General features: G+C 40.3%; 20 protein-coding genes. 11 read left to right on the top strand and 9 right to left on the bottom strand.

All coding sequences use genetic code 11. The features are described 5' to 3' along the window. Positions 1-106 precede the first annotated feature (106 nt). Complete coding sequence (locus J500_RS06130; protein ID WP_004988316.1) at positions 107-2,377, top strand: NADP-dependent malic enzyme; 2,271 nt, start codon at positions 107-109, stop codon at positions 2,375-2,377. A 94-nt stretch (positions 2,378-2,471) separates the two neighbouring features. Then, positions 2,472-3,707, top strand: a complete 1,236-nt coding sequence (locus tag J500_RS06135; RefSeq protein ID WP_004988319.1) for a multifunctional CCA addition/repair protein — start codon at positions 2,472-2,474, stop codon at positions 3,705-3,707. A gap of 69 nt (positions 3,708-3,776) precedes the next feature. Here the strand turns inward: J500_RS06135 and grxD are convergent, their stop codons facing one another. Beyond that, positions 3,777-4,118 carry a Grx4 family monothiol glutaredoxin gene (gene grxD, locus J500_RS06140; protein ID WP_004988322.1) on the bottom strand — a complete coding sequence of 114 codons (342 nt, stop codon included), beginning with the start codon at positions 4,116-4,118 and terminating at the stop codon, positions 3,777-3,779. 161 nt (positions 4,119-4,279) lie between these two features. On the opposite strand from grxD, the gene J500_RS06145 reads away from it, so the two are divergent. The 3 genes from J500_RS06145 (at position 4,280) to J500_RS06155 (ending at position 6,366) form a co-directional block, all read left to right on the top strand. Then, positions 4,280-5,491, top strand: a complete 1,212-nt coding sequence (locus tag J500_RS06145; RefSeq protein ID WP_004998371.1) for an aspartate aminotransferase family protein — start codon at positions 4,280-4,282, stop codon at positions 5,489-5,491. A 185-nt stretch (positions 5,492-5,676) separates the two neighbouring features. Further along, positions 5,677-5,964: a hypothetical protein gene (locus tag J500_RS06150; protein ID WP_004998373.1), complete on the top strand. Its 288-nt coding sequence runs from the start codon at positions 5,677-5,679 to the stop codon at positions 5,962-5,964. Between the two features lie 48 nt (positions 5,965-6,012). Next, positions 6,013-6,366, top strand: coding sequence for a hypothetical protein (locus J500_RS06155; protein ID WP_035254383.1), 354 nt, complete (start codon positions 6,013-6,015; stop codon positions 6,364-6,366). A gap of 116 nt (positions 6,367-6,482) precedes the next feature. On the opposite strand, the gene J500_RS06160 is transcribed toward J500_RS06155, so the two are convergent. The 3 genes from J500_RS06160 to surE all read right to left on the bottom strand — a co-directional run bounded on the left by J500_RS06160 (position 6,483) and on the right by surE (position 9,281). Further along, entirely contained in the window at positions 6,483-7,412 is a 930-nt protein-coding gene (locus J500_RS06160) for a LysR family transcriptional regulator (protein WP_004988328.1), read from the bottom strand. A 108-nt stretch (positions 7,413-7,520) separates the two neighbouring features. Next, positions 7,521-8,369 carry a peptidoglycan DD-metalloendopeptidase family protein gene (locus J500_RS06165; RefSeq protein WP_034698755.1) on the bottom strand — a complete coding sequence of 283 codons (849 nt, stop codon included), beginning with the start codon at positions 8,367-8,369 and terminating at the stop codon, positions 7,521-7,523. A 135-nt stretch (positions 8,370-8,504) separates the two neighbouring features. Then, positions 8,505-9,281, bottom strand: a complete 777-nt coding sequence (gene surE, locus J500_RS06170; RefSeq protein ID WP_004998388.1) for a 5'/3'-nucleotidase SurE — start codon at positions 9,279-9,281, stop codon at positions 8,505-8,507. Positions 9,282-9,382: 101 nt separating this feature from the next. Here surE and J500_RS06175 point away from each other — a divergent pair, with 101 nt between their 5' ends. From J500_RS06175 to J500_RS06190, 4 genes are all read left to right on the top strand, one after another. Further along, on the top strand, positions 9,383-9,757 hold the full coding sequence (locus J500_RS06175) for an MCR_0457 family protein (RefSeq protein WP_004998389.1): 375 nt from the start codon (positions 9,383-9,385) through the stop codon (positions 9,755-9,757). Between the two features lie 151 nt (positions 9,758-9,908). Next, positions 9,909-10,310: an MCR_0457 family protein gene (locus J500_RS06180; protein WP_004988340.1), complete on the top strand. Its 402-nt coding sequence runs from the start codon at positions 9,909-9,911 to the stop codon at positions 10,308-10,310. A gap of 113 nt (positions 10,311-10,423) precedes the next feature. Continuing rightward, the gene (gene dacC, locus J500_RS06185; RefSeq protein ID WP_004988341.1) at positions 10,424-11,572 is read left to right on the top strand and encodes a D-alanyl-D-alanine carboxypeptidase PBP5/6; all 1,149 of its coding nucleotides are present in this window, start codon (positions 10,424-10,426) and stop codon (positions 11,570-11,572) included. A 175-nt stretch (positions 11,573-11,747) separates the two neighbouring features. Then, entirely contained in the window at positions 11,748-12,293 is a 546-nt protein-coding gene (locus tag J500_RS06190; protein ID WP_004998390.1) for a gamma carbonic anhydrase family protein, read from the top strand. Positions 12,294-12,567: 274 nt separating this feature from the next. Here J500_RS06190 and J500_RS06195 read toward each other — a convergent pair whose 3' ends face one another. Together J500_RS06195 and J500_RS06200 are read right to left on the bottom strand one after the other, a co-directional pair. Beyond that, the gene (locus J500_RS06195; protein ID WP_004998391.1) at positions 12,568-13,803 is read right to left on the bottom strand and encodes a dihydroorotase; all 1,236 of its coding nucleotides are present in this window, start codon (positions 13,801-13,803) and stop codon (positions 12,568-12,570) included. A gap of 11 nt (positions 13,804-13,814) precedes the next feature. Then, positions 13,815-14,831 (bottom strand): aspartate carbamoyltransferase catalytic subunit, encoded by a 1,017-nt coding sequence (locus J500_RS06200; RefSeq protein ID WP_004998392.1) that lies wholly within the window; start codon positions 14,829-14,831, stop codon positions 13,815-13,817. A 143-nt stretch (positions 14,832-14,974) separates the two neighbouring features. On the opposite strand from J500_RS06200, the gene rlmKL reads away from it, so the two are divergent. Beyond that, positions 14,975-17,176, top strand: coding sequence for a bifunctional 23S rRNA (guanine(2069)-N(7))-methyltransferase RlmK/23S rRNA (guanine(2445)-N(2))-methyltransferase RlmL (rlmKL, locus tag J500_RS06205; RefSeq protein ID WP_034698758.1), 2,202 nt, complete (start codon positions 14,975-14,977; stop codon positions 17,174-17,176). 59 nt (positions 17,177-17,235) lie between these two features. On the opposite strand, the gene J500_RS06210 is transcribed toward rlmKL, so the two are convergent. Both J500_RS06210 and clpB read right to left on the bottom strand, forming a co-directional pair. Next, a complete protein-coding gene (locus J500_RS06210; RefSeq protein ID WP_004998396.1) occupies positions 17,236-17,679 on the bottom strand; it encodes a hypothetical protein in 444 nt (147 codons plus the stop codon). Between the two features lie 186 nt (positions 17,680-17,865). Then, complete coding sequence (gene clpB, locus J500_RS06215) at positions 17,866-20,445, bottom strand: ATP-dependent chaperone ClpB (protein ID WP_034698760.1); 2,580 nt, start codon at positions 20,443-20,445, stop codon at positions 17,866-17,868. 309 nt (positions 20,446-20,754) lie between these two features. Here clpB and J500_RS06220 point away from each other — a divergent pair, with 309 nt between their 5' ends. Next, positions 20,755-21,558, top strand: a complete 804-nt coding sequence (locus J500_RS06220) for a peptidoglycan DD-metalloendopeptidase family protein (RefSeq protein WP_004998398.1) — start codon at positions 20,755-20,757, stop codon at positions 21,556-21,558. 1 nt (position 21,559) lies between these two features. On the opposite strand, the gene J500_RS06225 is transcribed toward J500_RS06220, so the two are convergent. Continuing rightward, on the bottom strand, positions 21,560-21,985 hold the full coding sequence (locus tag J500_RS06225; protein ID WP_227613732.1) for a GNAT family N-acetyltransferase: 426 nt from the start codon (positions 21,983-21,985) through the stop codon (positions 21,560-21,562). Positions 21,986-22,018: the final 33 nt, after the last annotated feature.

Below are 22,018 nucleotides of genomic sequence, written 5' to 3' on the forward strand. Positions count from 1 at the left end.
GATAGTTTTTGACTGTGCGTAAAGCCCAACTAATGTTATATTCGAACGGCTTTACCCGTTACACCCAAGCATTCACTAGTTAACTCTTGTAACAATCGAGATTCAGATGGACGATCAATCATTAAAACAGGCTGCTTTGTATTATCATGAACATCCTACTCCAGGGAAAATCAGCGTTACACCAAGCAAGCAACTTGTCAATCAGCATGACTTGGCTCTTGCTTATTCTCCGGGAGTTGCAGCTCCATGTTTAGAGATTGAACGCGATCCTTCTACAGCGGCAAAATATACTGCGCGCGGAAATTTGGTCGCAGTGGTCAGTAATGGTACGGCAGTTTTAGGTCTTGGTAATATTGGACCTTTGGCATCTAAGCCTGTTATGGAAGGTAAAGGCGTTCTCTTTAAAAAATTTGCGGGCGTAGACGTTTTTGATATTGAAATTGCAGAAAATGATCCCGATAAAATCGTGGACATTGTTGCTGCTTTAGAACCTACTTTTGGCGGTATTAACCTCGAAGATATCAAAGCCCCAGAATGCTTTTATATAGAGAAAAAACTTCGTGAACGCATGAATATTCCTGTGTTTCATGATGACCAACATGGAACCAGTATTATTGTGGGTTCAGCATTATTAAATGCACTGCAACTGGTCAACAAAAAAATCGAAGACATTAAAATTGTAGCGTCAGGCGCTGGTGCTGCAGCATTATCTTGTCTGGATTTATTATGTGCACTTGGTGTGCGTAAAGAAAACATCACCGTTGCCGATTCACGTGGACTTTTAACCACGTCTCGTGATGGTCTAGATGATTCTAAAAAGCGCTATGTTCAAGATATTCCACAAACCAAACTTCATGAAGTTATGGCGGGTGCGGATATGTTCTTAGGTCTTTCTGCGGCAGGTATTTTGACCAAAGAAATGGTCAAGGAAATGGCAGAAAATCCAATCATCTTTGCATTGGCAAATCCAGATCCTGAAATTTTACCTGAACATGCACACGAAGTTCGTCCTGATGTCATTATGGCGACTGGTCGTTCAGACTATCCAAATCAGGTAAACAATGCACTTTGTTTCCCTTACATTTTCCGTGGGGCACTTGATGTAGGTGCAACCACGATCAATGAAGAAATGAAAATTGCCTGTGTGCATGCCATCGCGCGTATGGCACACGTAGAAGCAGATGCTGCAACCTATGGTGAGAAATCTGCTTCATTTGGTCGTGATTACCTGATTCCTCGTCCATTGGATCAGCGTTTGATTCTTGAAATCGCGCCTGCCGTTGCAAAAGCAGCCATGGATTCAGGTGTTGCCACTCGTCCGATCGAAGATTTTGCAGCATATCGTCAAAAATTGTCTGAGTTTGTCTATAACTCAGCGTTTATGATGAAACCGATTTTCTCTCAAGCAAAAACTGATCCTAAACGTATTGCGTATGCAGAAGGTGAAGATCAACGTGTCCTTCGCGCTGCACAAATCGCAGTAGATGAAGGCATTGCCTTTCCAATTTTGGTCGGTCGTACAGCGGTCATCGAAAACAATATCAAAAAACTAGGCTTACGTTTAGAACATGGCACTAATATTGAGATTGTAGACCAAGAAAAAAATCCGCTCTATGAAGAGTTTTGGAAAGATTATCACCACACCATGCAACGTAAAGGTGTTACAGAGGAATACGCGCAACGTGAAGCACGTCGCCGCTCGACACTGATCGCCGCATTGTTGGTTAAATTTGGCAAAGCGGATGGCATGCTATGTGGTACATATAGTAGTTATGATATCCATCTCGACTTTGTGAGCAATGTCATTGGACTTAAAGAAGGTGTAAACAACTTCTTTACCCTCAATGCATTGATGCTAGAAGATCGTAATCTGTTCATTGCTGATACCTATGTGAATACTAATCCGACCGCAGAGCAATTAGTGGATATGACCATTATGGCTGCTGAAGAAGTTCGCCGTTTTGGTATTACGCCACGTATTGCTTTGCTTTCGCATTCAAGCTTTGGTAGCGACCAGAATGATCCAAGCGCGAAAAAAATGCGTGAAGTTTATCGCTTGTTATCTGAACGCGCGCCTGAGCTAGAAGTTGAAGGTGAAATGCATGGTGATGCAGCACTTGATGAAAGTATTCGTCACTTTGCATTTCCAAATTCGCGTTTCAAAGGTTCTGCAAATCTGTTGATCATGCCGAATCTGGATTCAGCGAATATTTCCTTTAACTTACTGAAAGCCACTTCTGGGAACAATGTCACGATTGGGCCTATTTTACTGGGTGCAGCAAAACCTGTGCATATTTTGACACCAACCGCAACAACACGTCGTGTCTTGAATATGACAGCATTGACTGTCGCAGAAATTCAGCAAAGCGGTGGCTAATTCTTTAAACTTAAGAGATTAGAAAAGCTTAACTTTGTGACTTGAGAAAACCTCTGTTCTGTAGCATCATGAGCTTAAGAACAGAGGTTTTTTCATGCATGTTTATTTAGTAGGCGGTGCCGTACGCGATTTTTTACTTGGGCACCCCTATCACGAAAAAGATTATGTCGTGGTGGGAGCAACACCACAGCAATTGCTTGATCAGGGCTATCAGCCTGTTGGTAAAGATTTTCCTGTATTTCTACATCCACAAACCAAAGATGAATATGCCCTTGCGCGTACCGAACGTAAATCGGGTATCGGCTATCATGGTTTTCAATTTTTTACCGATCCAGACGTCACACTTGAAGATGATTTGATTCGACGTGATCTCACGATTAATGCCATTGCGATGGATGAAACTTCAGGTGAGATTTTTGATCCTTATGGTGGTCGACAAGATCTGGAACTTAAACTCCTACGTCATGTATCCAATGCTTTTTTAGAAGATCCGCTTCGCGTATTACGAGTTGCACGATTTGCAGCACGTTATTTTCAATACGGGTTTAGCATTGCTCCAGAAACATTGAATTTGATGCAACAATTAAGTCAGTCTGGTGAATTAGATGCGCTCACACCTGAACGTGTCTGGAAAGAAACCTCCAGAGCCTTGATGGAAACTCATGCCAATGTATATTTTGAAGTTTTACATCAATGTGGCGCACTAAAAGTTTTATTTCCAGAAATCGAAGCTTTATTTGGTGTACCACAACGCCCTGAATACCATCCTGAAATTGACTGTGGCATTCATACCTTGATGGCCTTGCAACAAGCGTGTAATGCCCATTACTCACTTGATGTACGCTATGCGGTTTTAGTACATGACTTGGGTAAAGCACTTACGCCTATTGATGAACTTCCACGTCATATCATGCACGAAGAACGTGGTGTTGCACCTGTTCAAGATTTATCTGATCGATTAAAAGTTCCAACACAACTTAAACAATTGGCAGTTTCAGTCTGTAAAGAACATTTAAAATGTCATCAGGCTATGACCTTAAAACCAGGAACCCTATGGCGTTTACTGCAACGTTTGGATGTTCTAAGACGTCCTGAACGAGTTGAAGCGTTTATTCAAGCCTGTGAATGTGATGCACGCGGTCGATTAGGTTTAGAAGATCGTGCGTATCCACAAGCAGAATATATGCGTAAAGCCATGCATATTGTCCGTTCAATTAAAGCTTCAGATTTGCCTGAAGATATTCATGGCGCAGAGATTGGTGAAATGCTCATTCAATATCGAATTGATGCTTTGGCTGATCTCAAACAGCAACATGAGAATAACGTTTAGATTGCACGGTATAAAATTGCATAAAAAAAACCTGAGAAAATCTCAGGTTTTTTTTATCAATGGCTTAAATTAAGCTTCTGGCGCTGGGCTATATTGCTCAATTAAAGGTTTTAACTCACCATTTTGGAACATTTCCAGCATGATATCGCTACCACCGACCAACTCACCATTGACCCAAAGCTGTGGGAAAGTCGGCCAATTCGCAATTTGTGGCAGTGTTGCACGAATATCTGGATTTTCCAGAATATTCACATAGGCAAATGGACGACCAATTTGACTGAGTGCTTCAACCGCACGCGCAGAGAACCCACATTGTGGAAACTGCGGAGTGCCTTTCATATAAAGTAAAACCGAGTGCTTAGCAATTTGATCGCGAATCAGTGCTTCGGTGTCACGTGCTTGTTCAGTCATAGATAAATCCTCAACTATTCTGCGACTATTATACCTAAAACCAGTGTGTTTGTTAGGATAGAACATGATAATTCTATTTTAATTTCGTTTAGCCCTTTCATTCTGCGGTTGTTTTTGCTTATATAAACCCTTTCCTTTTATTCAACAGATAAGAGTTCGTCATGAATCACATTACTCTCGCCCCTGTACAACCTGATCAACCTTCACATTTGATGGCAACCTATGGCCGCCAAGCGATCAGTTTTGTACGAGGACGAGGTTCTTATCTTTATACAGAAGATGGCACAGAATATCTGGATGCTCTCACAGGTATAGCCGTTTGTGGCTTAGGTCATTCGCATCCTGTTATTGCAGAAGCGATTGCTGAACAGGCAGCCACTTTAATTCATACCAGCAACCTATTTGAAATCCCGTGGCAAACTGCTGCGGCACAAAAACTGGCCGAAGTTTCAGGCATGCAGGAAGTTTTCTTTTCCAATAGCGGCGCTGAAGCTAACGAAGGCGCAATTAAAATTGCACGCAAGTACGCCAGCCAACAAGGCATTCAAAATCCTAAAATCGTCGTTGCTGAAAAATCTTTTCATGGCCGTACGTTGGCGACGCTATCTGCAACAGGTAACAGTAAAGTTCAGGAAGGTTTTTTTCCTCTAGTTGAAGGATTTATTCGTGTGCCTTTCGGAGATTTGGAAGCATTGCAGGAAGTTGCTTTGCAACATCCCGATATTGTCGCGATTTTGATTGAACCGATCCAAGGTGAAGGTGGGATCAATACTGCACCGCAGGGTTTTAGCTATCTAGAAGATGTTCGCGCTCTATGTAATCAGCATAACTGGCTGATGATGCTCGATGAAATCCAAACTGGAAATGGTCGTACAGGTCAATATTTTGCATATCAACATACCAATATTGTTCCAGATGTTTTAACGACTGCTAAAGGTTTGGGAAATGGCTTTCCTATTGGTGCTGTAATGACTCAAGCCAAAGCTGTAGGCATACTCGGGCCAGGTAGCCATGGTTCAACCTATGGTGGAACTGTGCTAGGTTCACGTGTGGTTTATACGGTGATTGATACGATTCAGAAAGAAAATGCCGTAGAAAATGCTGCAAAAGTAGGAAGCTACATTGTCGAGCAGCTACGTGAGCAACTTTCTGGTTTAAATGTCGAAGTGCGTGGTTTTGGGATGATGATTGGTGTTGAATTACCAAAAGCCTGCCCTGAAATGGTCGCTATCGCACGTGATGAATATAAATTGATTGTCAATGTTACCGCGGGTTCTGTAGTACGTTTACTGCCGCCTCTAAATATGACTCAAGAACAAGCAGATGATTTATTATCGCGTTTAGTTCCAGCCATTAAGCAATTTTTAGCTTAAGTTTTAAGTTAAAAGCGTCTGTTTGAAAGCCACAATCATGTTGTGGCTTTTTTATTTTCTTGAGTCATATCAATATATTTACTAAATAATCATAGGATACTATAATATAAAAAATTACATTCTAATCAAACTGCATGAAGACGAAATTTATAACCAGCATAGTAGTTTTAAATGTATGTTCAACTATGAGTTATGCAGCAGATATAGATTGCACAGGCTATATCAAAACTACAGAATCCGTTATGCAAGAAAGGCAAAATGGAAAAAATATTCGAGATCTTGTTAATCTTGCAAAAATACAAAAAGATAATGCGAGAACCCCTGATGAAATAGAGCTTTCGAATCTTTATACTGCATTTACCATTATTGCTTCAAATGAACCTATAGGACAAAATGATCAAGAAAAAGAATTCGCTATCGCAAAAGCGAAATATATAGGGGAATCCCTATGTAAAAAATACAAACAAAAATAAATTCACGTTATAGATGAAATGATTAAACTTTATATCTTCGTGACTTTTATGACTATAACGACCTTATCTCATGCGGCGACTCAGGGAGATATCCGTCAATTTTCAATTTCATTATGTGAGTCCGTATCTGATTTTTCCAAAATAGTCATGCAAGCAAGACAACAAAATTTAAAGGCTGAAACGGTTAAAATTTTTATAGAAAAAGGCTTAAAATTACACCAAAAAGAAAATTCGAAAATCAATGATACTGCACTCCAGACACTACTGGAAGAAATGGTTGATGAAACTCAATTTTTTCCTATTTACTCTACAGAATCTGAAAAAAATTTTATGATGAATATGTATCCAGTTTTTGTTTTGAATCGTTGTCATGAAAATCTCAAAACTTTAATTCATGACTAATGTATCTCCATATAAATGAATAAAGAATGATGCTTTTATAGTAATAGAATTAAAAAATCGAGCTATTGGCATAACTCGATTTTTTTACCTGCTGTATTTACGGATATACGAAGCTTTTAAGAGGCTTCCTGAAAAGTTCGTCCACCGGGTAACTGGCTAAAATACTGCTTTAACGCATCCAGACAACGATGAATCTTCATCGGCTGTTGTTCACGCTTAGACGTAATTGCATACAGTGTAAAAGCAGGTAGATTCCAATCTGGTAAGACTTCAACCAAAGAACCATTTACAAGCTCTTTTTGTACATCCAAGTACAGAATTCTGGTTAAACCATGCCCTTGTTGACATAAAGATTTCGCGACAAAAACATTATTCGTTTGTAGACGAGTTTTCATGTCTATCGTTACGGACTCACCATTTGTAGCATGCTGAAATGAAAAGTGTTGGTAATTATTCATTAGATTTACAGGAATCAGATCATGATTCTTTAAATCTTCAGGACGCGAAATGGGGGCTGATTGATTCAAATAGCTTGGTGAAGCGACCAAAACCTGATCGACACGTGCCATTGGAATAATAGTTAAGTTTTGATCCTCAATTTTTGGGCTCATACGAATGGCAATATCAATGCGCCCTTCGATAAGATCAATATATCGATGATCTGCTTCAAAATTTACAGATAGTCCACGATGTGCAGACATCCAGTGAGATAAAGCTGGGACAACATGTAAGGCGCCTAATTCGGGAGTAGTTGCAATACGCAAATCTCCAACCAAATCATCACGCAATTCATTAATACGAATCTTGCCACGTTCCGCAGCAGCTAGCATTTCCTGGCAACTGTGGAAAAAAGCTTGTCCAGCCTCAGTTAAGCTTAATTTACGGGTAGAACGGTGAAGAAGTGTTACTTCCATGTCCTGCTCTAGAGACCGAATCTGTTGACTCACTGCACTGGTGGTAATACCCAGATCACGGGCGGCACCACTAAACGAACTTTTCTCTACAACACAAGCAAACACTCCCATTGCTCGAAGTTGATCTAACATAAATTTCCCTCTAAACTTATGAGATGCAGTTATCATTATTTGATAAAGGCATCTCATTGTATTATACGGAGAAATTTAGCTTTTGCATTATTTAATTTCAACTTTCAACTAGTTCATTGGGATAATATTTGCAGGATTAATGGGTTTACCATCTAAGCGAATTTGGAACTCTAACATGACGCGATTGGTGCCAGATGAGCCCATTTCCGCAATTTTTTGTCCTGCTGTGACGTTGTCGCCACTTTTAACCAGCATTTTACTGTTATGCGCATAAGCCGTAATGTAGCCATCAATATGTTTGATCAACACTAAATTACCGTACTCTTTAAGTCCATCCGCAGCATAGACAACTTGCCCATTTGCTGCTGCATAAATTGGGTCACCTAGTTTTCCACCATAGCGTAGACCTTTTACATTTGTTGCTGGATTAAATTGCTGAATCACGGGTCCAGCCGATGGTTTTACCCAACGTAAACTGGTTGAAGTTGGCGTTGCTGTAATAACGGGTGCTGTTGTTACAGGTGCAACAGCTGGAGTGACTGGACGAGATATCGTCTGTGTTGTCGTCGATGGTGTTGTAGGCAGTGCAATCGTTTGACGTTGTATTGGTGCAGCTTGGGTAATAGGTTGCGTCGTCGTGGTACGTTTGGCTGTGGAACCTTTTAAACGTAAGGACTGGTTGACATAAATTCGATATGGTGGCGCGATATCATTTAATTGTGCAATATTGATGTAATTCAAACCATAACGCGCAGCAATTCCACTCAAGGTATCTCCTGAGCGCACCGTATAATAATCCGGTGAATTCATTACACGGGTTGAATTTGAAATTTGCGGCTTAGAAGCGCAACCTGTTATTGCAAGTGCGGAGACAACCGCCACAGATATCATTATTTTTTTTAGAAATCTATGGCTTGAAATAAACGCGATTTCACTTTCATGTCGAAGCAATGGCATCGATCTCCCTCTCTCATCAATATAAAACAACAGACATTTGCGCTAAGAGTACCAAAAAAGGACGAAGACGCACGTTCATCGTCCTAATTTTCACAAAGTTATAACATTCTGCACCGTTTAACGATGGGTTTATTTTCAAATAGATCCAGATAATGATTTTTGCAAATCTTCAAGTATTCCATAGTTAGTTGCATCCATCTGAATAGGCGTAATGCTGACATAACCATTGGCAACTGCAAAAAAATCGGACTGGGCATGGCTAGGTGTTCTTTTAGGATCTGTCACCGCCTCACCAGCGAGTCCAATCCAGTACACTTGTCGACCACGCGGATCAACATGGCTCGTAATTGGCTTAGACTGTGCACGAAGCCCCTGATATGTGATCTTTTCACCCATAAGTTCTGGCACATCTGGAATATTAATATTCAAAATATGACGAGGCGGTAACTGTGGTAAGCCTCGCGCGATAAAATCATGTACCCATTGAGCGGCAACTGCATAATCATCTGCATGTTCATAAGACCGCACATTGCTGCCTGCCAGAGACACAGCAATAGCAGGCTGCTTCATTAAACGTCCTTCAAACGCAGCACCGACTGTACCTGAATAAAGCACATCATCACCGAGATTCGCCCCACTATTAATGCCACTCACAACAAGATCAAATTCAAAATCGAACAAACCATTCATGGAAAGATAGACACAATCCGCCGGTGTACCATTGACTGCCCAGACATCCTGTGCAATTGGAATGGGACGTAAAGGACGATCTAAGGTCAACGCACTAGAAAATCCACTTCGCTCACTTTCTGGAGCGACCACAACAACACGACCTAAGGGTTTTAAAGCTTGCGCAAGCGCCTGAATGCCTGGTGCAAAGACACCATCATCGTTGGCTATAAGAATATTCACAAAACACGATCTCGATAAATGACTGATGAGGTTATTCAATTGAAATATTCATTGAATTATATATATTTAGCGACTAAATTCATTAATAATTTTGTGAAACCATGAGAACGTCATCTATATCACGCTTTTGTTTATTTACTTTAACGGCAATCACATTTAGTCAAATGGCATTTGCAAATGAAGCATTGTCTCAGGCAGAACGCAATGCTTTAGTCAAAGAAGATATTGCAGGAACACAAGTTTTAAGTGAAGTTTGCCCTACTCTGATTGGGAAAAATGCGACATTTGAGCAAAATATTCAAAAATTGATTCAAACGAATCTAAAAGCCTATTCGGGTCAAAATATGACGTTTGCAGCATTACAAACTGATGCTGAATATAAATCTCTATTGGCTGACGCACATCAAACACTCAAAGAAACTTCGACTGATGAACAAAAAACAGTATGTGAAGATGTTTTAAGTTATCAAGAATAAGTTGTCGATCTGGTCAAATTTTGGTTCTAAATAATTCCATTACTTAGAACCTTGTTCTGCATAAGTTCTACAGCAAAGATACAAATTAAAACTGCTTTTCATGCTATAAGTGATTCAAATTCTTTAAGTCTTATTTTGAGTTTGAGTTTTTATGAAAAAAAATGTGTTTAAAATAGCTGGATTATCATTTCTCCTCGCTTCTAGCGTTTTCACCAGCACTGCCTTTGCCAAAGACAAAAAAGCTGAATCTGAACAAATTGAAGTTACCCCAACTTCTGATAACGTTACCCCTCAAGAACTTGCAGCAATTTATGTCTTGTCTGAGGTGTGTCCAAGCTTGATTGGTAAGGATTTAAAGTTTAATAAAGCTTATGAAAACTTGGTCAAAGCTTATTTAAACAATGAACCAAACGCTGTTGAGGTTTTAAAGAAACGTGCTAAAAGCAAAGAATTTCAACCTGCTTTGAAAGAAGCACGTGCAGATGCCAAAAAAGCATCTGATGATGACAATCGCCAAATTTGCGATGATGTCCGTAATTATTATTCGAAATAACTGATTATTTACAATATGTATGAAATAAGCCGACTTTTAACGTAGAAGTCGGCTTGGCTTTATCCTAAAATGCTAGGCTCGTCTGCTTCACACAAGTTATCGGAACGCCTAGAATGATTCAAAAAAGCACCTTTGCTGCACTTATACTCTTACCATCATTTACCTATGCAGCAACTGTTTTATCCTCACCCCCAGAATTAAATAATAAATCTTATGTCTTAATGGATTATGAGACGGGGCAAATTCTCGCATCGAAGAATGAAAACGAACATCTTGCCCCTGCCTCAATGACCAAAATGATGACCAGTTATATCATTGAGCAAAAACTTTTAAAGGGTGAATTGACTGAAAATGAAAGCGTTCGCATGAACGAATCCGCATGGTGTCGTGGCAGCAGTGCAGAATCGTGTATGTACGTTCCTTTAAATGGTACAGCGACCGTTCTGGAAATGTTACGCGGTATTATTGTGCAATCGGGTAACGATGCTTCTGTTGCAATGGCTGAGCATATTGCAGGCAACGAAGGAACATTTGCCCACATGATGAATCAGGAAGCTAAGCGTATTGGCATGTCCAATACTCACTTTATTAACTCAACAGGGATGCCAGCTGACGGTCATTATTCTTCTGCAAAGGATATGGCGCTTCTTGCACAACATATTATCAAAGACAGTTCAAAATATTACCCGATTTATTCTGAAAAAGAATTTACCTTTAATGGAATCAAACAAGGTAACCGTAATGCGTTACTTTATACAGATCCAAGCGTTGATGGTTTAAAAACAGGTCATACCAACGAAGCTGGTTTTTGTATGACCACATCAAGTAAGCGCGGTCCTATGCGTTTAATCTCTGTGATCTTTGGCACACCAAGCATGAACGAACGTGCTTCTCAAACACGTACATTATTGGCTTGGGGTTTTTCTAACTTTGAAACCGTCAATGTTCAACCTGCAAACCAAGTTCTAGCGAAAGCTAAAGTCTGGTTTGGTAAGGAAGATGAAGTTCAAATTGGTCTAGCTGAAAACTTCAATGTTACTATGCCAAAAGGTCAAGCGGATAACATCAAAACTCAACTAGTGATTCAGCCTAAACTGAATGCGCCTTTGGCGAAAGGTCAAGTGGTAGGTAAATTGGTGGCAAGTCTTGATGGTAAAGTCATTGCTGAAAAACCACTTGTGGCTTTAAAGCCTGTAGAAGAAGCAGGTTTCTTCGCGCGTATGATCGATCATATCAAAATGTTTTTTAGTAACTTATTTTAATCATTTTTAAAAGACTTCATTCATTAGTCCCTTTTATTTCTGCCTATGGGAGAAAAATAAAGAGAGTTTAAACAATGATGAAAGAAGTCTAAAGTCAGTCATTTGAGCATTCAGGTACTTAGTCTGAATGCTTTTTTATTTTATAATTCCCTAATCTTTGACTTTGAAGCTCACCATGACCCAAAACATTCGACCTTATTTAGATCAATACCCACAAATTGATGAGAGTTGTTATATCGATGAAATGTCTGTGGTGGTTGGGGATGTTCAATTGGCTGAAAATGTTTCTGTCTGGCCTTTCGCCGTGATTCGTGGTGATGTTAATCATATTCGCATTGGTAAAAACAGCAATGTGCAAGATCACTCCATGCTACATGTGACACATAAGCAAACTGGCAAACCTGAAGGCTCTCCTTTAATTATTGGTGAAGATGTCACCGTTGGTCATCATGTGACTTTACATGGTTGTACAATTGGCAATCGGGTTTTAATCGGCATCAATACCGTGATTTTGGATGACGTGATCGTTGAAGATGATGTGATGATTGGTGCAGGTAGTTTGGTTCCACCACGTAAAGTTCTAGAAAGTGGATATTTGTATGTCGGAAGTCCTGTTCAAAAAGTACGGCCTTTAACCGATAAAGAAAAAGCCTTTTTACCTTATTCAGCGCAGAATTATGTGAAGGTGAAAAACAACTATATCAAACAGGAAGATGCTTAATCTGATAAGTTAAGGAATTGATTTTTTATTGGATAGTTTTAGAGTCTGCTGATATTTCTCTAGGATCAATACCAAAATTACGAAAAATAGTTTCTAACTTTGACCAGTGTTAATCATTCAGCATTGTACGTGGCATAGCGATTAGTGAATTTAGTTTGGCGATTGCATTTTACTTACTCGCTATTTTTTTATACAGCAAATATCAACACGCCCTATTCATCCAATAAAAAACTCGGCTATGATTTTACCGAGTTTTTTTAAGATTGTTTAAAATTTAAATTAAGAACGTCTGTACTACTTTTCCAGTCAAAGTCTGATTTAAAAGTGGTGTATTTTTACCACTAGACAGAATACTTTTCTTTTCTAGTGTCCACTGTAAATCAGGATCAACTAATACCCAGCCTTTTTCAGCCTGCCAACGCTCTAACATATTCGCAACTTGAGCAGGTGCTATGGTCACTTTCTCTACCCACTCAAGTGGTTCAAACAATCCTTCTTTGACCAGTTTTACGCCTAAAGCCACATAGGTATCAAAAGCACTAATCCCAGGTAAAGTTTCTGCAAATGGCATCATTTTGGCCGAACTACTCAACGGTTCATGATGCGTACAAATGGCATCGATTACACCTGATTTTACTGCTTGACGTAATTGTTGTTTATCTTGTTCAGAACGCAAAGGCGGACGTACATGAGCCAATGAATTAAAACCATCAATTAAGGATTCAGTTAAATGTAACTGATGCATGGCAACATCAGCAGTTACAGGTAGCCCCTTTGCTTTGGCAGCCTCAATCAGCTCAATGGATTTTCCAGAAGAAATAAGACCAAAATGTGCACGAACGCCTGTGGCTTCAATCATGATAAGATATTTCGCAATCGCAATGGTTTCTGCAATTGCAGGAATCATTGGCAAACCCTGACGTGAAGCGATAAAACCTTCATGCACGCAGCCATCTTTGGATATTTGCGCTTCTTCTGGATAAAACACTACGGTTAAGCCCAAACCTGCTGCATATTCCAGTGTACGAATGACCACATCATCATCTTCAAAAGATGCATTGGCATTTGACACGGCGGTACAGCCACCCTTTTTAAGTGCTGCCATATTCGCAGGTTGTTTACCCATTAAGCCTTGGGTCTGCGCGCCAATAATGTGTAGATGAAACTGTCCATCTGTCCATGCTTTCTCAATTAAGCCGTGAATCAAGGCCCCATTGTCCTGCACGATTGGTTTAGAATCTGGTGGCGTAATCACATGCAAAATACCATTTTCACGTGCAGCCTTACCTTCAGACTTCAAAGTACCATGCTGTTGTTGACCTGGTTCACGCACTCGTGCGCACAAATCTACCATGGTCGGTATCAGCCATTTGCCTTGTGCATCGATACTTTCATCAATATGCTCAAGTGATTCAACACGTTTACCATTTTTTAAATAAACAGTTGTAATTAGGTCAATTTTCTCTACAGGATCAAGTAAACGGACATTTTCAAGTTTGATATTGCTCATAATGTTGACCCTTATACCGCGGTTGCTTCGATTAAACCCTGTTGCTGTAACTGCCCTTGCATTGTGAGTGCCAGAACCGCCATACGCACCGCAATACCATTGGTCACCTGATGCAAAATCACAGAGCGCGGGCCATCCGCAATACTGGAATCAATCTCAACACCACGATTCATTGGCCCCGGATGCATCACAATACAATCTGGTTTCGCCAACGCCAAACGTTCTTGATTCAGTCCATACATACGATAAAATTCTGCTTGAGAAGACAATGCAGGCGAATCAATTCGTTCATTTTGAATACGTAAAGCAATGATCACGTCACAATCTTTAACGCCTTCGTCCATTTTATTAAATAGGCGAACATGATCACCATATTCACTAAAACCAACTGGCAATAAAGTATTTGGTGCAATCACGCGAATATCTTGACAGCCCAATGTCTGCAAAGCCGCAATATCTGAACGCGCAACACGGGAATGTTTAATATCACCAATAATCGCAACACTGAGTTCTTCAAAGGGTTTATGGGTATCACGACGAATGGTGAGCATATCCAGCATGGCTTGCGTTGGATGGGCGTGACGTCCATCGCCTGCATTAATAATCGCTAGATTTGGACAGACATCTTTAGCAATAAAATGTGCCGCACCTGAAGAGGAATGACGTACCACAAAGATATCTGCCGCCATCGCCTCCAAGTTCCAGAGCGTATCTCGCAAGGTTTCCCCTTTAGAGGTACTTGAACGTGCAATATCAATATTCAATACATTGGCAGACAAGCGTTTCGCTGCCGCCTCAAAAGTAGTACGGGTACGGGTGGAGTTTTCAAAAAATAAATTCATCACGGTACGCCCTTCAAGTAATGGCGTGGTGATCAATTGATTTTGATCATTTATAAAAGATTGCGCGGTATCGAGAATTTTTGTAAGCGTTTCTTTGGAAAGACCTTCGATGGTCAAAAAGTGTTTTAAATTGCCCTGCTGATTGAGCTGAATCTGACTCGGTGTATGCAATGCCGCCAAGTGCATGAGAGATTCCTTAGACGTTAAGTTAAGGCATTATACAGATCTTTTTCTCAATCGGGCAGTTGAAGTTTTAGGCAAATGAACAAGTTTTCCCCTTGAAAATACGCTAAAATAACCGATTGCTTTAGCTGCTCCTGGAAAATTGAATGAATTCACCGCAACGTCTTTCTACATATTGGGTTACCTGTGCAGATGGACTGGAAACCTTATTGCAACAAGAATTACAAGGTTTAGGCATCGAGCAGACTGAACGCTTTGCAGGTCGTCTCATTTTTCAAGGATCTCTAGAACAAGCTTACCGAATTTGTATGTGGTCACGTCTAGCGTCTCGCCTACTCAAGCCAATTCATACCTACGAGATCGAATTTAGTCATGATGCCCGTGATGTTGCAGAAGAACTGTACGAAGGGGCTTTAAATTTTGATTGGTCACTGATTTTTGCACCTCAAAGTACCTTTGCCATCCGTTTGCATGTCGAGCGTGACATCAAAGTCAATACTCAGTTTGCAACGCTTCGTACCAAAGATGGTGTAGTCGATTCCTTTATGGAAGCTGTAGGTCGCCGTCCAAGTATTGATACCAAACAACCCGAAATTACCTTATTTGTATTGGCAGGCAAGACTGAACATACTTATTGTTTGGATCTATCAGGTGATTCCTTACATAAGCGCGGCTATCGTCACTATATGACCGAAGCACCGATTAAAGAAAATCTGGCAGCCGCAATTTTACAAAAAGCTAAATTAGAACAATTACAACCCGATTTAATTCTCGACCCAATGTGTGGTTCGGGTACCTTTATTATTGAATCTTTGATGATTTTGACCGATCGCGCACCTGGTTTAGTTCGTCGTTTTGGCTTTAATGGTTGGCATGGGCATGACCGTGAACTCTGGCTTGAAATTAAAGCCGAGGCTGCACAGCGTCATGAGATCGCTTTAGAAAAAACCCTACCCAAATTTTATGCTTTTGATGCAGACTGGGAAGCCGTAAAAGCGACTCGCCAAAATATTATTGCGGCAGGTTTTGAAAAATTACTAGATCAAATCCAGATTGAAGAACGTCCACTTGCAGACTGGCCAGCTTTTGAAAATACCTATAACAAGGCTTTCGTGGTAACCAATCCACCATACGGCGAACGTCTTGGCGATAAAGCATCAAATCGTGCTTTTTATTTAGGTTTATCTGCCCTGTTACAACAACACTTTCCAAATCAGCATGCTGCCGTGATTGCAGCACAGATTGAGCAAGCTGATGTATTAGCATTGAGCGACCCAGAAACCTTACGGTTAATGAATGGTAAATTGCCAATTTACATTCGTTTTGGTCAAGTTAAACCTGTCGCCAATAACCAGCCGTTTTTGAGTAACTGGCATGCTGATCCTGTCGAAATTGAAGGCGCACAAGATTTTGCCAATCGCTTACAAAAGAATATGTCTGCCTTGAAAAAATGGGCTACCAAAGAACAAGTGTTCTGTTTACGCCTTTATGATGCTGATTTGCCTGATTTTAATGTCGCGGTAGATTTATACGGTGATCGCTTACACGTTCAGGAATACGCACCACCAAAAACCATTGATCCTGAAAAAGCCAAGAAACGCTTTAATTTGGCATTGGCTGCTGTTCGTGCAGTAACTGGGTTATCTCGCGAAGCGATATTTATTAAAACTCGTGCGCGTCAAGAAGGTAAAAGCCAATACACTAAACAAAGCACTGCATCTAAGCGTTTTATTGTTCAGGAGGGTCAAGCCAAGATTTTAGTCAACTTAACAGATTATCTGGATACTGGTTTGTTTCTGGATCATAGACAAATGCGTTTGCGCATTGCTAAAGAAGCACGCGGTAAGCACTTCTTAAATCTGTTTAGTTATACTTCGACTGCAAGCTTGCATGCAGCATTGGGTGGCGCAGCCAGCACGACGAGCGTAGATTTATCCAATACTTATTTAAATTGGTCAAAAGAAAATTTTGTTTTAAATGGTCTCACGGTTGACCATGCTGATGAACAACATATGTTCTTTGCCAGTGACTGTTTTGAATGGCTCAAAGAAGGTCATGAACAATATGACTTGATCTTTATTGACCCACCAACATTTTCAAACTCTAAAAAGTTTTATGGCACTTTTGATATTCAACGTGATCATGTGTCATTACTTAAACGAGCCATGAATCGTTTAAGTTCTGAAGGAACATTATATTTTTCCAATAACTATCGTGGTTTTGAACTTGACGAAGAAATCGAAGCCCTGTTTGATGCTGAAGAAATCACCCACGATACGATCGGCCCTGATTTTAAACGAAATCAAAAAATTCATCGTGCGTGGAAAATTCAGCATCTACCCAACTAAACCTATGTTTTGAGAAAATGTAATCCATTTAATAAAGCCTGTTGAAATTTCAACGGGCTTTATTTATTGATGGTAATCGTGACATCGCCTTTGGCATTACCAAGCTGTGGTCCACTTAAATTAAGCTTATCCATACGGACTTTTTCTTCATAAGGTGGTAATTCAGGGATTTGTTGTTGCAGATAGATACTGGTTCTCGTCGGTTCTGTAATTTTCTTCTGTTCCTCATATTCAGATAAGACACTGGCATCTAGATTATCCTGAATCAATTGTTTGCTATGCTTTTTTGCAATATTCTGGTTTAGATTTTTTTGCTCAGATACTGGTTTTTTTGCGTCTTGTTCAACTGCCTTTACTACAGGCGGTGTTACACGTTCGAGTGAATCACTTTCATTTCTCAAGACATTTTCATTTAAAGGTGTCGCAGAAATTGTATAGCCTGAGCACCCCAAACCTCCTAACAAAACAATCATTATATAGAGAGCAGTTCCTTGACGTTCCATCACTTGATTCTTCCTTTATTTACTCAGTTCTTCTTATTTAATTTCACGCTAACAAGATTTGATTTAAACCGCAATGCTTAGACAGAAGTTCCCGATAATCTGTCGGTTATATCCATCCATCAAGATGTAAAAAAAGAGGATGTATTGACTACATCCTCTTTATAAAGCTTCACATTCAGTCAGAAATTAACTCAGTTTTAATTTATCAAACACGAGATGACCATGATCACCTTTGATAATGATATTATCTCCAGCTTGAAATTCTCCAGCCAGAATTTTTTGAGCAAGTGGATTTTCAACCTGTTGCTGAATTGCACGTTTCAACGGACGCGCACCATAAACAGGATCAAAACCAGCATCAATTAAGATATCAAAAGCAGTATCATCCACGGTCAATCCAATTTCACGATCTGCCAAACGTGAGCGCAAACGATCAAGTTGAATATCGGCAATACCGCGAATTTGTGATTTTTTCAGAGAGTGGAATACCACCAACTCATCAATACGGTTGATAAATTCTGGACGGAAATGCTGACTTACCGCTGCCATCACTACACTACGCACTTCATCGTCAGTTGCACCTTCCCCTAGCTCACGAACATCTTGCGAACCAAGGTTCGATGTCATCACAATGACCGTATTTTTAAAGTCGATCACGCGACCTTGTGAATCGGTCAAACGACCATCATCCAAGACTTGTAGCAAGATATTAAATACATCTGGATGCGCTTTTTCGACTTCATCAAACAATACCACGCTATACGGTTTACGACGCACAGCTTCCGTCAATACACCACCTTCTTCATAGCCGACATAGCCTGGAGGTGCACCCACCAAACGACTGACTGAATGTTTCTCCATAAATTCGCTCATATCGATACGAATCATGGCATCGTCACTATCAAACAAAAAATTTGCCAAAGCTTTGGTCAACTCTGTTTTACCCACACCTGTCGGTCCAAGGAATAGGAATGAACCACTTGGTCGGTTTGGATCAGACAATCCAGCACGTGAACGTCGAACCGCATTCGAGACCGCGATGACAGCTTCATCCTGCCCGACGACACGGTTATGTAAAAACTCTTCCATATGCAGAAGCTTGTCACGTTCACCTTGTAGCATTTTCGCCACAGGAATACCCGTTGCAGCACTGACCACCTCAGCAATTTCATTTTCCGTTACTTTGGTACGAATCAGTTTTGGCTCTTCGTTTTCTTCAGCAACTTCAGCTTGTTCAAGACGTTTTTGCAACTCAGGAATGACACCATATTGCAAACGAGCAGCTTCTGCCAAATCGCCTTCACGTTGCGCTTTATCAAACGCAATACGTGCCTGATCGAGTTCAATCTGTGCCTTTTTATCCCCTTCAACCAAGGTTTTTTCAGCTTTCCAGATTTCTTCCATATCATTGTATTCTTTCTCAATGATTGAAATCTGTTCTTCAAGATGGTTGATTTCAGCTTTACTGCCTGCATCTTCATCACGTTTTACCGCTTCAAGCTGCATTTTCAACTGGATAATACGACGTTCTAAACGATCCAAAGCTTCTGGTTTAGAGTCGATCTCCATTTTAATACGTGATGCCGCTTCATCAATCAAATCAATGGCTTTGTCAGGTAGCTGACGATCTGTGATATAACGGTGCGACATTTTCGCCGCTGCAATAATTGCGGAGTCAAGAATTTGTACACCATGATGTGCGGCATATTTCTCTTTTAATCCACGCAAAATCGCAATGGTATCTTCAACACTTGGTTCATCGACCAAAACTTTTTGGAAACGGCGTTCAAGAGCAGCATCTTTCTCGATGTATTGGCGATACTCATCTAGTGTCGTTGCACCGACGCAACGCAGTTCACCCCGCGCTAAAGCAGGTTTCAGCATATTGCCCGCATCCATCGCGCCATCGGTTTTGCCGGCTCCAACTAGCGTATGCAATTCATCAATAAATAAAATCACATTCCCATCTTGTTTGGCTAGATCATTAAGTACTGCCTTTAATCGTTCTTCGAACTCGCCACGATATTTTGCACCTGCAAGCAATGAACCTAAATCCAGCGATAAAACCCGTTTATTTTTCAGGCTTTCTGGCACTTCACCATTAACGATACGCTGTGCCAGACCCTCGACAATGGCGGTTTTACCTACCCCTGGCTCACCAATCAACACGGGGTTATTTTTGGTACGACGTGACAAGACCTGAATGGTGCGACGAATTTCATCATCACGCCCAATCACAGGGTCAAGTTTGCCTGCCAAAGCACGTTCGGTTAAATCAATGGTATATTTATTTAATGAGTCACGTTGATCTTCGTGATTATTACTCATGACTTTATCGTCGCCTCGAATAGATTCAATCACTTTGCGTAGTGCATCAGTCGTTACACCTACGCTGTTTAATAAACTTTTGGTACTACCAGTTTCAGTAAGTGCCAGCAGTACCCAATCTGTTGATAAAAACTCATCACCTGCCTTTTGCGCATGACGATCTGCCAGATTCAAAACCTTCACAGCTTCTGGATTTAGATTGACGTCACCTGTAGGATTGGTAATGGTTGGCGCATCCTGAATCGCCTGTTCCAGCTTTTTCTTTAACTCAGGCAATCTTGCACCTGATTGCTGCAACAGGCTCAAATTGGATGGCTCTTCAAGTAAAACCGCAAGAATATGAATGCCATCAATAGAAGTATGGTCTTTACCAGTGGCTAACGATTGCGCATCTGACAGGGCTTGCTGTAAGCGATTGGTAAATTTTTCAAAACGCATTATTGTTATTCCTCATCATCAATTTGTTACTTGCTTAATACATGGGAACGCTTTTATAAATTTCAAATAAGTTTTATAAAATTTCATTATATTTTTCATAAGCTTATATTAATATTAAATAATATATAACTCAGTTATAATATGGGTTCTTTACGCAAAATTTTCAAGTAAGTCTGTATGCTGTTTTTGTTAATTCTTAGATACATACCCATTTCATCTGCCTAACAAATTCAGTTATTCACAGCAAAGCAGCAGAATTTTTCAAAATAATCTGATAAAAATCTAAAAAATTATTGCTGATATTTTCTTATGCTTAAAAAAAGCTGTTTTATGCTAGGCTTATCTTTGCTCTCCTTACAATCTCTCTATGCTGAGTTACCACAAGACTCACGCCGTCCAGGTGGGATCGCGGTTATTCCACTGGGTCAAGAGATTAAAAGTGTTCGCTTTAATCAGCAAAATATTCTGATTAGCAATGAAAATACCCAACGTTATGCCATCCTAGGGATTCCATTAAATACGCCAATCGGCACTTTAACAGTCGATACAAATGCCCAGCCGATTCAAATTGAAATAAAGCCTTACGCGTATGCTGAACAACGAATAAAGGTCCAAAATCAGGATTATGTAGATCCGTCAGAGACGCAACTCACACGTTATGCTCAAGAAGCCAAACAACAAAATGACATCTATAGTTCCTTTACAGCAAGCTCATGGCAGTCGATGCCTCACTTTATAGCACCTACTTCAGGTAAATTTAGCAATTCTTTTGGGCGCAAACGTTTTTTTAATGGTGAAGAACGCGCACCCCATTCGGGGCTGGATATTCCTGCACCGATTGGACAAAAAGTCGTTGCTCCTGCCGACGGCATGGTCGTGCAAACAGGCGATTATTTTTTTAATGGAAAAACTGTACTGATTGATCATGGACAAGGTTTAATCAGTATGTTTTGTCATTTAAGTAAAATAGAAGTGAAGCAAGGTCAGCAGATTCATCAAGGTGAAGTTTTAGGATTGGTGGGTAAAACGGGACGAGTGACTGGGCCACATTTACATTGGGGAATGAGCTTGAATAATGCAAGAGTGGATCCGCAATTGTTTTTAAAGCCTTAATTCAATCCAAGAACTTCCGAAAATATTTTGGCGCATCTTGATAGCCTTGAGCTAGATAAAACTGATGCGCCAGTTTTCGATGATCGCTTGAATGTAATTCCATCCGATCACAGCCACGCTGTCGTGCAATCTCTTCGGCAATGGCTAACAATGCCTGACCAATTTTCTGCCCTCGAAATTGTTCATGTACACAGAGATACGCGACTCGTGCAAAATCTCCTTCTGTCGCGATTTGTGGAATAATACTCAAAGACAAAAAGCCAGCAACCTCAGCCTCAATTTGAGCAACAAAAATATATTGATGAGGATCATGCATAAATGCCTTGATTTTTTGTAAAATGAAATGGATCGATTGAACATAACCTAATTGATCCAGTAGAGGTTTTAATGCTTGGGCATCTTCTAGTTTTGCTTCGCGTATTTGCACCACAGTGATTCCTTCTTTATCTTTTTATGCTTA

Source organism: Acinetobacter sp. 479375 (assembly GCF_000581715.1).
GTDB classification, from domain to species: domain Bacteria; phylum Pseudomonadota; class Gammaproteobacteria; order Pseudomonadales; family Moraxellaceae; genus Acinetobacter; species Acinetobacter ursingii.